Raw genomic sequence first — 11,884 nt, 5'->3', positions numbered from 1 at the left:
GCAAGCCTTAAAAATCAGATCAAATACCCATTTTATGTCGGAAAACCTCTTAAATCACCGATCCTTATAGTATGCAATCTATTCCATGCAATACTTGTTCTAATTCTGAATTCACTCCTCTCTTCTCCAAGGCAAGCCCCAAAGGAGAGATCTTCCAAATAGTAGAATGCAAAAAATGTAAATTGGTTCAGGTCAACCCTCAGCCTAGCTTGGAAGAAGTTTCCAAGTATTATGAAGATTCATACTTCACCCAAAGAACAGACAGAGGTTATGATAATTATTATTCTGAAGAAACCAAAAAAGAGATCGCGAGAGTATTCAATTTGAATCTGAAAGATCTAGGTTTCTTTGATTGGGAAAGAATGTTAGGAAACGAAAGATCCGCATTAGATGTGGGTTGCGCCGCTGGCTATTTTTTAGATTATCTAAAGAGCAGAAATTGGAAAACCAAAGGATTAGATATTGCAAGCGGGCCAGTACGTTTTGCAAAAGAGACCTTAGGTTTAGATGTTGAACAAAAGGATTTTTTAAGCTGGGATCTAGATGGAAAAGAAAAATTCGATCTGATCACTCTTTGGGCGAGTATAGAACATCTTCATCATCCTAAAGAAACACTTCAGAAAATCCTAAAACATTTAAAACCAGGAGGAAGAATGATACTTTCTACCTGCAGATACGGAGTTCTTGCAAAATATCTAGGACCTAAATGGAGATATCTAAATGTTCCGGAACATCTTTATTATTATAGTTTGCCTGGAATCATTTCTTTAGGGAACGAACTAGGTTATATTCCACTTGGACATATTTCTTATGGAAGTGGTCTCACTGCTAAAAAAGGATCTGGAGTCTTCTACAAAACTTCTAAGAAGATTGCAGATTGGGCAGTCAAAAAATTTGACCAAGGTGATATGATGGCTGTTTGTTTTGGAGTGGCTAGATAAATCTTATTTAATAGTCACCGATATATCACCGAGGGAAGTCCCGACCAATGAAGACGCGGAAGCTGGCGCTGAAGTTACTATATGCGAGATTTTCCCATCCCCTTTTTTACCACAAGAAAAGGTAATATTGGAAGAAATTCTTGGATAACCCTGATCACTTATAAAAGTAAATGTGTTCGGACTTGGATCGGTACAGGCGACAACCTCGCTAACCCAAGTGATACTTAGATTGATGTCGCCGGAATCTGTAGTCGGCCACTTAGGAACTGTAATCGTATAAACAATGCTTCCAGATGTAGTAATCGTCTGGCTACTGCTTACCGAAAAGTTTATTATACCACTGCTCCCTCCGCCATCAGAACTCAATCCAAGCGCAGCTAAAACTGGGCTATTATCATTTTCCTGAGACGCCTTAGCAGCCTCTTCTTCCGCTTGGTATCCTAAGGCGAGACCACAATTTAATGTAAAGGCCGCAAACATAAATATTATAAATTTATAAAGTATCAAATTGGATAAAAAACGATAGAATAACATCGGAGAATTCCCCTGCCAAGTATGATAAACCAATATCGGGCCTATACACAAGTGGGATTTTTGTAGAAGGTAAATTTATTGACTAAAAAGGGCAGGCGCATCCCTAAAAAGAGGGATATAGAGACTTCTATAAAACTAGAATTACTGAGTTACGGTTACGTCTAAAGTCCCTACGTTAGTACCTACACTAGGAAGTCCAGGTCCGGTAGTATCAGTAGCCACATTATGCAATATTTGGCCCGTTCCTGTAAAAATACAGCTGAAGGAAACTTCGGCAAAAGTTAAAGGATATATATCATCATCGTATACCGCAAACACACCTTCATGAGCTGTACAAGACATGGTTCCGTTCCAAACTGTTTCGAAACGTAATTCTCCGGTTCCCGAACCGGGCCAATAATTAACTGTAATATCATAGGCTGCTTTTCCAGAGGACGCGGAAAATGCCAAAGGGGAAGGAGAAAAACTAAGCAAACCACTCGAATTTCCGTTCAACAATCCAAGTGCAGCTAAAATCGGATTGTTATTATCCTCTTGGGATGCTTTGGCTTCTTCTTCTGCCTGGTATCCTAAAGCGAGTCCGCAATTCAGTGTAAATGCCGCAATCAGAAATATTATAAATTTGTAAAGTATGAATTTAGACATTAAGGGATAAGATGACATCAGAAGAATTCTCTTGTCGGTATGATAAGCGAATATCATAGCTAGGCACAAGTAGGATTTTTGTAGAAGGAAAATTTATTAATTGGAAATGAGAGATCGCATCCCCCAAAGAAGGGATGCGATAATTATATTAGTGTTTTTCTTTACCTGGTTCTTTTACAGGAGGAGCATCTTTTACTTTAATAATCTTAGTAGCAAAGATCACTTTATATACTTCTTTTTTCAAAAGAGTAAATTCATGCTTTTGACCGTTAGAATCTTCTGTTTCCAGTTTGAGGGAATCCACATCTTGGCCCACCACTCTGGCTTCAGTTGTTTTACCAGTTCTTAGAATGATCATGCTGTAATTTTTACCTGCATGTTCCGCCGGGCTTGTCTTATCCAGATACTTACGTAGAGCATCTTCCAATTCTTTTTCCGTTTTAGAAAAGAACTCTGCATGAGCTCTGCTCTTTTCTTCTTCGAAGAATTTTTCGTATTGGTCCTTATGAACGAATCTAGTTCCTAGATCGCATTCGTTAATTGTAACTTTATAGAATACTATTGTGCTGAAAAAACCGGTAAGCACATTCAAAGTTGCCTGTAATCCGTTTACAGAATGTTCTGCGAAGTAGACCTTACCTTCTTTCTTTTCTATTTCAATATCCCTCGAACCAGGGATACGCCATAGACCATAAAGAGCGAACCAACGATTATAATGTGTTAGTTCCTCGCAGGGTTTACTTCCTGATTCCAGGCCTAGTTTATCTTCTCCTGCGAATTCTATCCTTTTATCTAAAGTACAGTTTTGGAGGAATAATGCGGTTATACCGATTAGGGTAATAATTTTACAAAAGTTCGAATATCGTCTACTTGGAAGCATACGACATGTTCAATATGCTATAATAACGTAATCAAATCTATTTTAATTCTGTCCGATTTTTTTTGGGGGAAGTGTAGAAGTTCTTCTAACCTTAGGATTAGCAGTTACAGCCACCGGCCATAAAGCCTTCTTCTTTGGTTTGTCCTTAAACAATCTTACGAAAAAGTAAAATGGTACTGCGATCGCCAGAAATAAAAAAAGATATCTAGGAAGAGTGGATTCTAGAATGGATTCACGTATTAAACCTAAGGCACGCCCCTCATTTTCCGGGATCTTATTTCGATAGTCAGAGCCGTATTCATAAGCATACACCTTCAATTTCAGGCCTCTCCAAGCCTTTTCAATCGGATTTAACCTATTCTCAAATGCAGATTCTGAACTTACCCTATCTAATTTTAATACACTGCCGAGCATTGCGCTTATCAGAAAAAAACAGAATGGAATTCCTACCAATAGTAGGAACAAAGGAGAAGAAGATCTCTTGTTTGTAGGAACCTTCTTCACTTGCTTTTTATTCTTTGATTTTGCTGAGCTCATTTACTTAAAACTTTGACTGTGCTAACACAAGCTTCCTCTATTAGTATCGAACGAAAGTCCTTGCTTTTCCAAGGAGTTTTTCTAAGGTTCTAAAGAATTGCAAACATGCGACATATTCGTTTCCTTCTTCTTATCTTATTAACTTCCTGCACTACAGTTGGGTTTCATAGATCTTCCGAGAGAGAGAGCTATGAATACGGAAAAATGAAATCCGTCCGAGTATGCGTATGGAAGGATGAAAACGTTTCTACCGAAAGAATGGACTATCTATTCAATTCTTGGAATGAAGAGTTGGCCCTCTATAATCTTCAAGCAAACATTGCCCAGGTAAAAGATTGGAAAAGGCCTGGTTGGACAGGCAAAGCGATCATGGAAGAACTTTATAACGCTGAATTGCCAGATAGTTGTGATCGGATCTTAGCATTGGCAGGAGTCCGATTCTCGGACATCGCATATGAATTCGCATCTTATATTTTAGCCTTATTTTTTATTCCTACATTTGAAGTTTTAGGAGCCGTGGACAGCCCCACCGGAACCAGAGGATTTGTTTTAGCTCATACTGCATCACTTGGACATTTACTTGTAGGAGGAGCTTCCCGTACGATGGTCCATGAAGGCTATCATCTATTAGGATGCGGACATGCATTTTATCTTTCAGAATGTTACGGGCAAATCCGTGACTTAAAGGCGACTTCCGAAATTGCAGGGGATTCTTTCTTTCCAGCGCTTCGTCCTGGAGGAGGATTTATCACTTCCAGAAAACAATTGAACTATTTCTTTTTAGGACGTTAAACCTGAAAAATTTTTCTCTCACTTTTAGATCCAACGAAGAAACCTTGGGTTATTTATATGCTCTGGCGGGGACAGTGCTATTTTCCTCAAAAGGAGTTCTCGTAAAATTAGTTTATAAATTTGGAATAGACTCAGTTACAGTTCTTGCACTTAGAATGATATTCGCCATTCCATTTTTCGCATTCGTTCTTTACCAAGAATCCAATAAAAATCCAGACAAACCGATCTCTCGGAAAGATTATGGGGTCGTAGTTCTGCTCGCATTCATTGGCTATTATATGGCGAGCTTTTTTGATTTTTGGGGATTAGAATACCTATCCGCATCCATGGAAAGACTGGTCCTATTTACGTTCCCTGCACTCGTTCTTCTTTTAGGTTTTGTTTTTTTAAAGAAGAAGGTCCACAAAATAGAGATCTACTCAGTTGCACTCACATACTCAGGTATACTATTAGCATTTTTACCAGATGCAGAAACCCAAGGAAAGTCAGCTTGGATCGGCGCAACATTGGTATTTCTTTCAGCATTAGCATATGCAATTTATCTAATAGGAAGCGGGCAGATGATCCCAAAGCTGGGTTCTCGAAAATTCACTGCTCTTTTGATGATCTGGTCCGGCGTTTTTGTGCTCATCCATTTTTTCTTCACAAAGAATTATGAAATCCTAATGCATCAGCCTTGGCAAGTTTATGGATATGGATTTGCTTTAGGGTTTTTGACCACTGTAGTACCTGCATTCTTAACTACCGCAGGGATCCAAAGGATTGGCTCCAATAAGGCATCCATCGCGGGAAGTGTCGGCCCGGTCTTTACTTTATTTTTAGCGGCCATTCTCTTAGGAGAGATTATCACCTGGGAAAACATAGTTGGGACCGTGATCGTCCTTTCAGGGGTCTTTCTACTCGGCAGAAAAAAGAAAGTCCCAGAGTAGTTCGTTCAAGCCAAGGCGCTAAGTTAAGAAGATATTTAACTAAACTTGTGCAGAAACCTTCTTTTCTTCGCGGCTTCGCGTGAAATCCCTAGCCGTTTATATCTATCACAAGCATCGCCATATCATCTCCGAAAACTCCTTCCGAAAATTGGAATACATCTGAGACAACCTGATCTAAATATTCATCTAAATTTCCAAGATCTCTATGTTGGAATAGAATATCTTGAAATCCAGGAAGATCTAAAATCCTACCTTCCGCATTGAATACTTCGTACATTCCGTCAGAATAGAATACGATTCTATCATCTTTTTGTAATTTAATAGATTCATTAAAATATTCTATGGAATCAAAGATAAGAAGAGGAAGATTCATACCTTTCAGCTCCATCTTCTCCTCTCCCCTAAACACAACAATAGGAGGATGACCAGCATAAGAATAGACTAACTTCTTCTCCAAAGGAAAAAATCTGGCCCATACAGCAGCGATATGATGTTCCACTACCATTGGCTTAAGATCTTTCACAAATTGTTGTATACCTTCCGCAGGAGAAAGACCTGCTTTAGCATGATGTCTGAAGGAAAGTACTGCCATTCCAGAAACCATTGCAGAAGAAATTCCATGACCGGAAACATCTCCAAATAAAATATCCAACACTCCATTTTCATGTTGGATGTACGTTATGATATCTCCTCCCACTTTTTCGAAAGGACGGAAATAGCTATCCATTTTATAAAAAGGTGAACTAGGAAATTCTCTCGAGACCAAAGATCTTTGCGTAAGACGCGCCAGTTCCAAATCATGATTCATTCTTTCATAAAAATCGTTTAGATCTGATTCTCTTTTTTGTCTATCGAAAGCCAAAACGATTAAATCACCCACAAGTCTTAGAACGTAAATATCTTCTTCTGTCCAAAGTTTATGGCCTTTTACTGAATCGAATCCTATAAAACCAAGCTCTTCATCACGAGAAGAAAGACCTACCACTACCAAGGAACGAGTTCCTCTTCTCTCCAAAAGATTTCTTAGAGAAGCATGGGTAGAAGGAACATTATCCAAAGAATCATAAACGACATGGCCCTTATTGCTAATTGTATCGTAATCCGATTTAGGAAATGTTTCTATAGGAAGATTTTGTAATAGATGGATCCTATGTTCTATTCCATCTGCACACCATTCATTCGTGTTAGAGATAGTAAGACCAGCATGGGTATATAAAAATAAAAAAGCTCTGTCTGCTCCGCAGAATTTTCCAAGTTCGCCTAAAGCATGATTCACTGCATCTGTGGTATTTCCGGGTTCTACGCTTAAAAAATATCTGGAGAGCTGAGTGAGTAAACTTTCTAAAGCGATTGTTCTTTTGAGCCGAGACTCTGCTGCACGAATAGAGGTTACGTCCTTCTGCACTCCCCATGCTCGAAGTAAAAATCCATTCTCAACCACTCCCAATGCAGTGCTTAGAAAATATTTACGTTTTCCTCTTAGATCTATCTCTTCTAATTCGCTATCGTGAATTTTATAACCTGAGCGAATGAATTCATTAATGCCGAATATATTCATCTTGTTAGTAGGTCCAACAAGATCTTTTAATAAAACACCTTTGATCTCTTCTGCGTTATGATACCCATAGATCCGAGCCATGGTATCATTGCAATGAGTGAGTCTTGCAGTCTCATAGATCAACCTGCACTGTTCCTCGATCGGAAAAGTGATGTCTAAAGGAGAATCCAATTCGTAGGACCAGATCCCTTCCGGGGACCTACGAAAATAACCTTCTACCTTCTCGATTTCCTCGAGTCGGGTTTTATAATCCAATTCCATTCGTACCAGGCGGCCCTTGCCATTTTTCTATTTATTATCGGGTGAGGGAGCCGGAGAATTTTCCCGGTTTTTTTATTTTCTGCCCGCCCAATTTGTCCGGGGCCCGCTGTATTTTTATATACGGACCACAAGGAGGCGCCAATGAAAACCGAACATAGAAACTCAATCAACCAAGAAAAAATATCTGCCCTTGCAGAAATGCTCGCGGACAAACTCATCGAGGAAATCCGCAAAAGAGCCCTGGAAAAACACCAAAATTTCCCAAAAGAGGCGGCATAAAACAGAATGTTGTCAGAAAAAACCGATTGCCAAGGGACGTTTTCCTTACAGAATTCCGCAGGTCGGAGGTGGGAATGTCCCAAGGCGATTTTTTTCGGATCCGTAAAAGTTTTCTGATCGGTTTTACCGGTCTGACTCTGTTTTTTACAAGCTCGTGCGGCTATAACACGATCCAAGTCCAAGATGAACAGGTAAAAGCTGCCTGGTCAGAAGTAATCAATATGTACCAGAGAAGAGCGGATCTCATCCCGAACCTGGTCAATACAGTCAAAGGTTACGCCGCTCAAGAAAAAGAAGTCTTGATCGAAGTAACTCGTGCAAGAGCCAGCGTAGGTTCTGTCCAAGCAACACCTGAAGTATTAAATAATCCTGAACTATTTGCAAAATTCAATCAGGCGCAAGGACAAATGACCTCTGCTCTATCTAGATTGATGGTAGTAGTAGAAAAATATCCTGACCTAAAATCGGACAAAAGTTTTATCGGGCTACAAGCTCAGTTAGAAGGTACTGAAAATAGGATCGCTGTTGCAAGAAACCGTTATATCACTTCAGTCCAAGAGTATAATATCACAGTCAGAACATTTCCGAACGTGATCACTGCTAAAATTTTTGGTTATGATATAAAACCGAATTTCAGCGTAGAAAACGAAAAAGAAATTTCTAAACCTCCTCAAGTCCAATTCTAAAAACCGGGTTCGATATGAGAAGGTATCTTTTTCTTCCAATTTTACTATTCTGTTCCGGGATTTTTGCGGACCAGATCCCTATTCCCAAATTGGCGCATAGGGTCACTGACCTGACTTCTACGTTAAGCGAAGAAGAAGTTTCTAATTTAGAAAATAAATTAAAAACATTCGAAAAACGTAAAGGAAGTCAGGTTGTTTTAGTCATCATCCCAACGACCGGAGATGAGACCATAGAACAGTATTCCATCCGTCTTGCAGAAGATTGGAAAATTGGAAGAAAGGGAACTGCAGACGGAGTCATCTTTTTAGTTGCAAAAGACGATCGTAAAATGCGTTTCGAAATAGGCAGAGGGTTAGAAGGAGCCATACCTGACGTAGTTAGTAAAAGAATTCAGTTAGAATACGTTAGACCCTTATTTAAAGAAGGCAAATATTTCGAAGGAATCGACCAAGGGATCGAGAAGATCCTAGGACTGATTGACGGAGAACAATTACCTGAACCAAGTTCTACAAGTTACGAATCATCAAGCAGCGCAGAAGAAGATGATAATTTTGGTCTTTATATAGGTGCATTGGTTGTAATAGGGATCGCGATAGGATTCTTATTTAAGAAACTATTCAGTTTACTCCAAGCAGGACTTGCTACTTATTTCGGATACTTGGCGGGAGGATTTTTAGGTTTTTCTTTAGAAGTAATGCTTCCACTTTTAGTGATCTTCTTTATACTACTCTGTATCATTTACATAGCTGCAAAAAATCCAGGATCTGGTGGAAGAGGTGGATGGTCTGATAGTTCTTGGAGTTCCTATAGTTCCAGCGATTCTGGTTGGAGTTCCTCATCTTCTTCCAGTGATTCATTCAGCGGTGGCGGTGGAGATTTTAGCGGGGGAGGATCTTCTTCGGACTGGTAATTCTTATGAGCAAAAATCCTTCTTTAATCGAAAGACTTATACGTAATATTTTTGCTGGATTCCTAGACTTATTCAGGATAGGAAACAGCCCTTTATCAGGTTTTACTTTATTAAGAAAATATTTTAGTCCTAAAGACCTGAGAGAGATCACATCTGCAGTTGCAGATTCTGAAAAAAGCCATAGAGGGGAATTAAAAGTAGCGGTCGAAACAAAGATCCCACTTTTCCAAATATTCTCCGGCAAAACCGCAAGAGATAGAGCTGTAGAAATGTTCTCTTTCTTAAAAGTTTGGGACACAGAAGAAAATACTGGAATACTGATCTATATTCTTCTTTCTGAAAAAAAGATCGTTACCTTGGCGGATCGTGGGATCTATAAAAAAATAGGACAGGAAAAATTAAATCTAATCTCTTCGAAAATAGGAGAAGGTTTTAAATCTGGCGATCCCAAGAATGCAATACTCACCGGGATCAAAGAGCTCACTGAAGAATTGAGCAAACATTTCCCAGCTGGAAAGAAAAATCCAAACGAGATCTCAAATGAACCTTATATAAATTGATAGATATTAGAAACTTCTAATTTTATTAACCATGGAATAGAGACCGTTTCTACGGCTCATGGAAAGATGTTTATCTAGGCCGATCTCTTTCAGGAATTCCAACGATGCTGACTTGATCTCATCTTTTGTTCTTCCTGAAAAAACTCTTAAGAGTAGTGCAATCATTCCTTTCGTGATCGCAGAATCGCTGTCCGCTTGGATAAATAATTTGCCGTCTTTTTCTTCCGGGACAACCCAAACTCTGGATTGGCAACCTGGCACTAATCTATCTTCTGTTTTTAATTCGGGGGCCAAAACAGGAAGCTCGTCTCCAATCTCGATCAGCATCTGGTATCTTTCTTCCCAGTCTGCAGCTTCCGAGAACTCGGCGATAATTTCTTTTTGAGCTTCTTCCAGAGTCGGCATCTTTTCCCTCAGGCTAATTTATTCTAGGCTAAAAACTACTGTTTCCCCGGAAACAAAATAATTTGGAATACTTGTGTTAAGTAAAACCCTATGAAAGCTGGTTCTCGAGATACATACAGTGTTTAACTATATTGACGCAGTCATCTTTCTATCAACCTTGGGGTTAGTCTTAGGAGTTGGATTTTACGTCGGTCGAAAAGAAAACTCAGGAGAAGATTATTTCTTAGGAGGAAGATCTCTTCCTTGGTGGGGAGTGGCAGGCTCTCTTTTTGGAACGAATGTCTCAGCAAACCATATCGTTGGAATGTTGGGAATTGGTTACTCAGTAGGTTTTGCACAAAGTAATTATATGTGGGGGGCTATTCCTGCTCTATTACTTCTTTCTTATATATTTCTTCCATTATATAGAAGGAAAAAAATTTTTACTCTCTCCCAATTTTTAGGAAATAGATACGGAGAATCTTCTAAACTACTCTATTCTGGAATACTCTTAGTATTCATCGCAATCCAACTTGCTGCTGGATTGTATATTGGATCTCGGTCCCTTCTACCCTTCTGGAAAGATCTAGGCTGGGAGAATTTAGGTTATATAGAAGGTGTACTTTTACTCGGGATATTTTCTACCGCCTATACCTGGTTTGGCGGACTGAAGGCCGTTGTTTATACGGATGTAATCCAATCCGTTCTGATATTACTGGCAGGAGTTTTACTTGCCTATCTTACAATCTGGCATCCCGCCGTCGGAGGCTGGGAAGGTTTATGGGCTAAAGAAGCTTTAGTCTCGGCATCTGAAAAAAGAATGGATCTATTCTTACCAAGCGATCATTCTTCTCTTCCTTGGACTGGTGCATTAACTGGATTATTTTTTCTGCATATATTCTATTGGGGAACAAGCCAATTTATAGTCCAAAGAACTTTAGGAGCTAAAAGTTTAAGAGAAGCAAGAGTCGGGATCTTAGGAGATGGTTTTTTAACTTTAATCATTCCATTTTTTACGGTGCTTACGGGAGTTGCAGCCTATCATCTTTGGAACCAAACAAACTTAGTCTCAGAAGTAGATCCTGACGAAGCATTTTCGAGACTAGTATCCTTAGTGGTTCCGAGCGGCTATGGTTTTGGAGGGTTGATACTTGCAGGATTACTAGGAGCAATCTTTTCCTCTGTGGACTCTATGTTAAACTCTGCATCTACATTATTTACAGTAGATTTTTATACTAAAGCAAAACAAACTCTCTTAGGGAGAAAGTTCTTAGGCGAAAGACTAGAAGACGAAGAAGTGGTTCGTGTAGGAAGAATGTTTTTGCTCTTCTTCTCCGCGTTAACCATATTCTTAGCGTTATATACTTATACACCAAATTCTAAAGGGAATTTTTTCTTAGAGATCTCAGGACAAAGCGCTCATTTCACTTTAGGATTACTTTCTGTATTTTTAGTGGGAGTTTTCTGGAGAAGATCCAATGCGAGAGCAGCCTGGGTCACTATATTGATCTGCCCTATCTTATCTATTTCTTTGCCTTATTTTTATTCGGTCTTATCTTCCGGAATTCCAGAAATACATATTACGTTTGGAGAAAAATTAAATTTTCTGCATAGAGTGTTTATCGTATGTATTTTTGGAATATTCTCCCAAATTTTCTTAAGCTTAATTTTTTCTAAGAATGAAAACGAAAATAAAGCAAAACCTGGATTTTCTGTAAAAATTCCTACAAAGACTATTTATTTGGCAGTCGTCTTCTTATTTGGTTTTGGATTATTAGTGTATTCCAGAATTGGATTAGGTATAGATCCTAAAACTTGCGCTTGGACAAGTTTTGCATTTTCAGGATTATTCTTTTTGGGGGTTTCTTTGCATAAAGCTAAACGTTTTCCCCAAAAATATAGAGTGAGGGGATTTTTCAGGAATGATATATGGGCCGCAGGACTTTTGATCTCTGCGACCCTTTGGTTATACTTTATATTTTCTTAA

14 protein-coding genes are annotated in these 11,884 nt (G+C 39.0%); 8 read left to right on the top strand and 6 right to left on the bottom strand.

Annotated features, from left to right (window positions below):
* The first annotated feature begins 71 nt into the window (after window positions 1-71).
* On the top strand, window positions 72-941 hold the full coding sequence (locus tag EHQ52_RS18950; protein ID WP_135616941.1) for a class I SAM-dependent methyltransferase: 870 nt from the start codon (window positions 72-74) through the stop codon (window positions 939-941).
* 3 nt (window positions 942-944) lie between these two features.
* Here the strand turns inward: EHQ52_RS18950 and EHQ52_RS18945 are convergent, their stop codons facing one another.
* The 4 genes from EHQ52_RS18945 to EHQ52_RS18930 all read right to left on the bottom strand — a co-directional run bounded on the left by EHQ52_RS18945 (window position 945) and on the right by EHQ52_RS18930 (window position 3,537).
* Complete coding sequence (locus EHQ52_RS18945; protein WP_135616940.1) at window positions 945-1,475, bottom strand: hypothetical protein; 531 nt, start codon at window positions 1,473-1,475, stop codon at window positions 945-947.
* Between the two features lie 141 nt (window positions 1,476-1,616).
* Window positions 1,617-2,138: a hypothetical protein gene (locus EHQ52_RS18940; RefSeq protein WP_135616939.1), complete on the bottom strand. Its 522-nt coding sequence runs from the start codon at window positions 2,136-2,138 to the stop codon at window positions 1,617-1,619.
* Window positions 2,139-2,268: 130 nt separating this feature from the next.
* The gene (locus EHQ52_RS18935) at window positions 2,269-3,000 is read right to left on the bottom strand and encodes an LIC_13076 family protein (RefSeq protein WP_135616938.1); all 732 of its coding nucleotides are present in this window, start codon (window positions 2,998-3,000) and stop codon (window positions 2,269-2,271) included.
* Between the two features lie 42 nt (window positions 3,001-3,042).
* On the bottom strand, window positions 3,043-3,537 hold the full coding sequence (locus EHQ52_RS18930; protein WP_135616937.1) for a hypothetical protein: 495 nt from the start codon (window positions 3,535-3,537) through the stop codon (window positions 3,043-3,045).
* A 105-nt stretch (window positions 3,538-3,642) separates the two neighbouring features.
* On the opposite strand from EHQ52_RS18930, the gene EHQ52_RS18925 reads away from it, so the two are divergent.
* Together EHQ52_RS18925 and EHQ52_RS18920 are read left to right on the top strand one after the other, a co-directional pair.
* A complete protein-coding gene (locus EHQ52_RS18925; protein WP_135616936.1) occupies window positions 3,643-4,329 on the top strand; it encodes a hypothetical protein in 687 nt (228 codons plus the stop codon).
* A gap of 2 nt (window positions 4,330-4,331) precedes the next feature.
* On the top strand, window positions 4,332-5,258 hold the full coding sequence (locus EHQ52_RS18920) for a DMT family transporter (RefSeq protein ID WP_135616935.1): 927 nt from the start codon (window positions 4,332-4,334) through the stop codon (window positions 5,256-5,258).
* Between the two features lie 88 nt (window positions 5,259-5,346).
* Here the strand turns inward: EHQ52_RS18920 and EHQ52_RS18915 are convergent, their stop codons facing one another.
* Window positions 5,347-7,077 carry a SpoIIE family protein phosphatase gene (locus EHQ52_RS18915; RefSeq protein WP_135616934.1) on the bottom strand — a complete coding sequence of 577 codons (1,731 nt, stop codon included), beginning with the start codon at window positions 7,075-7,077 and terminating at the stop codon, window positions 5,347-5,349.
* Between the two features lie 141 nt (window positions 7,078-7,218).
* Between EHQ52_RS18915 and EHQ52_RS20145 the strand changes: the two genes are divergently transcribed.
* From EHQ52_RS20145 to EHQ52_RS18900, 4 genes are all read left to right on the top strand, one after another.
* Entirely contained in the window at window positions 7,219-7,356 is a 138-nt protein-coding gene (locus EHQ52_RS20145; protein WP_165780257.1) for a hypothetical protein, read from the top strand.
* Window positions 7,357-7,430: 74 nt separating this feature from the next.
* On the top strand, window positions 7,431-8,042 hold the full coding sequence (locus EHQ52_RS18910; RefSeq protein WP_135616933.1) for a LemA family protein: 612 nt from the start codon (window positions 7,431-7,433) through the stop codon (window positions 8,040-8,042).
* A 14-nt stretch (window positions 8,043-8,056) separates the two neighbouring features.
* Entirely contained in the window at window positions 8,057-8,953 is an 897-nt protein-coding gene (locus EHQ52_RS18905) for a TPM domain-containing protein (protein ID WP_135616932.1), read from the top strand.
* 5 nt (window positions 8,954-8,958) lie between these two features.
* Window positions 8,959-9,513: a TPM domain-containing protein gene (locus tag EHQ52_RS18900; protein WP_135616931.1), complete on the top strand. Its 555-nt coding sequence runs from the start codon at window positions 8,959-8,961 to the stop codon at window positions 9,511-9,513.
* 6 nt (window positions 9,514-9,519) lie between these two features.
* Here the strand turns inward: EHQ52_RS18900 and EHQ52_RS18895 are convergent, their stop codons facing one another.
* Window positions 9,520-9,918 (bottom strand): SufE family protein, encoded by a 399-nt coding sequence (locus tag EHQ52_RS18895; RefSeq protein WP_100710609.1) that lies wholly within the window; start codon window positions 9,916-9,918, stop codon window positions 9,520-9,522.
* A gap of 118 nt (window positions 9,919-10,036) precedes the next feature.
* Between EHQ52_RS18895 and EHQ52_RS18890 the strand changes: the two genes are divergently transcribed.
* On the top strand, window positions 10,037-11,884 hold the full coding sequence (locus EHQ52_RS18890; RefSeq protein WP_244244959.1) for an SLC5 family protein: 1,848 nt from the start codon (window positions 10,037-10,039) through the stop codon (window positions 11,882-11,884).

The sequence above is a fragment of the Leptospira koniambonensis genome (assembly GCF_004769555.1).
GTDB lineage: Bacteria > Spirochaetota > Leptospiria > Leptospirales > Leptospiraceae > Leptospira_B > Leptospira_B koniambonensis.
The sequence above is the reverse complement of the archived record's forward strand: the minus strand, read 5'-3'. Positions and strand labels throughout refer to the sequence as shown.

Bases quoted from the DNA above. Each gene is read 5' to 3' on its own strand.
- EHQ52_RS18950 (WP_135616941.1), top strand. From the start codon at position 72: ATGCAATCTATTCCATGCAATACTTGTTCTAATTCTGAATTCACTCCT.
- EHQ52_RS18945 (WP_135616940.1), bottom strand. From the start codon at position 1,475: ATGTTATTCTATCGTTTTTTATCCAATTTGATACTTTATAAATTTATA.
- EHQ52_RS18940 (WP_135616939.1), bottom strand. From the start codon at position 2,138: ATGTCATCTTATCCCTTAATGTCTAAATTCATACTTTACAAATTTATA.
- EHQ52_RS18935 (WP_135616938.1), bottom strand. From the start codon at position 3,000: ATGCTTCCAAGTAGACGATATTCGAACTTTTGTAAAATTATTACCCTA.
- EHQ52_RS18930 (WP_135616937.1), bottom strand. From the start codon at position 3,537: ATGAGCTCAGCAAAATCAAAGAATAAAAAGCAAGTGAAGAAGGTTCCT.
- EHQ52_RS18925 (WP_135616936.1), top strand. From the start codon at position 3,643: ATGCGACATATTCGTTTCCTTCTTCTTATCTTATTAACTTCCTGCACT.
- EHQ52_RS18915 (WP_135616934.1), bottom strand. From the start codon at position 7,077: ATGGAATTGGATTATAAAACCCGACTCGAGGAAATCGAGAAGGTAGAA.
- EHQ52_RS20145 (WP_165780257.1), top strand. From the start codon at position 7,219: ATGAAAACCGAACATAGAAACTCAATCAACCAAGAAAAAATATCTGCC.
- EHQ52_RS18910 (WP_135616933.1), top strand. From the start codon at position 7,431: ATGTCCCAAGGCGATTTTTTTCGGATCCGTAAAAGTTTTCTGATCGGT.
- EHQ52_RS18905 (WP_135616932.1), top strand. From the start codon at position 8,057: ATGAGAAGGTATCTTTTTCTTCCAATTTTACTATTCTGTTCCGGGATT.
- EHQ52_RS18900 (WP_135616931.1), top strand. From the start codon at position 8,959: ATGAGCAAAAATCCTTCTTTAATCGAAAGACTTATACGTAATATTTTT.
- EHQ52_RS18895 (WP_100710609.1), bottom strand. From the start codon at position 9,918: ATGCCGACTCTGGAAGAAGCTCAAAAAGAAATTATCGCCGAGTTCTCG.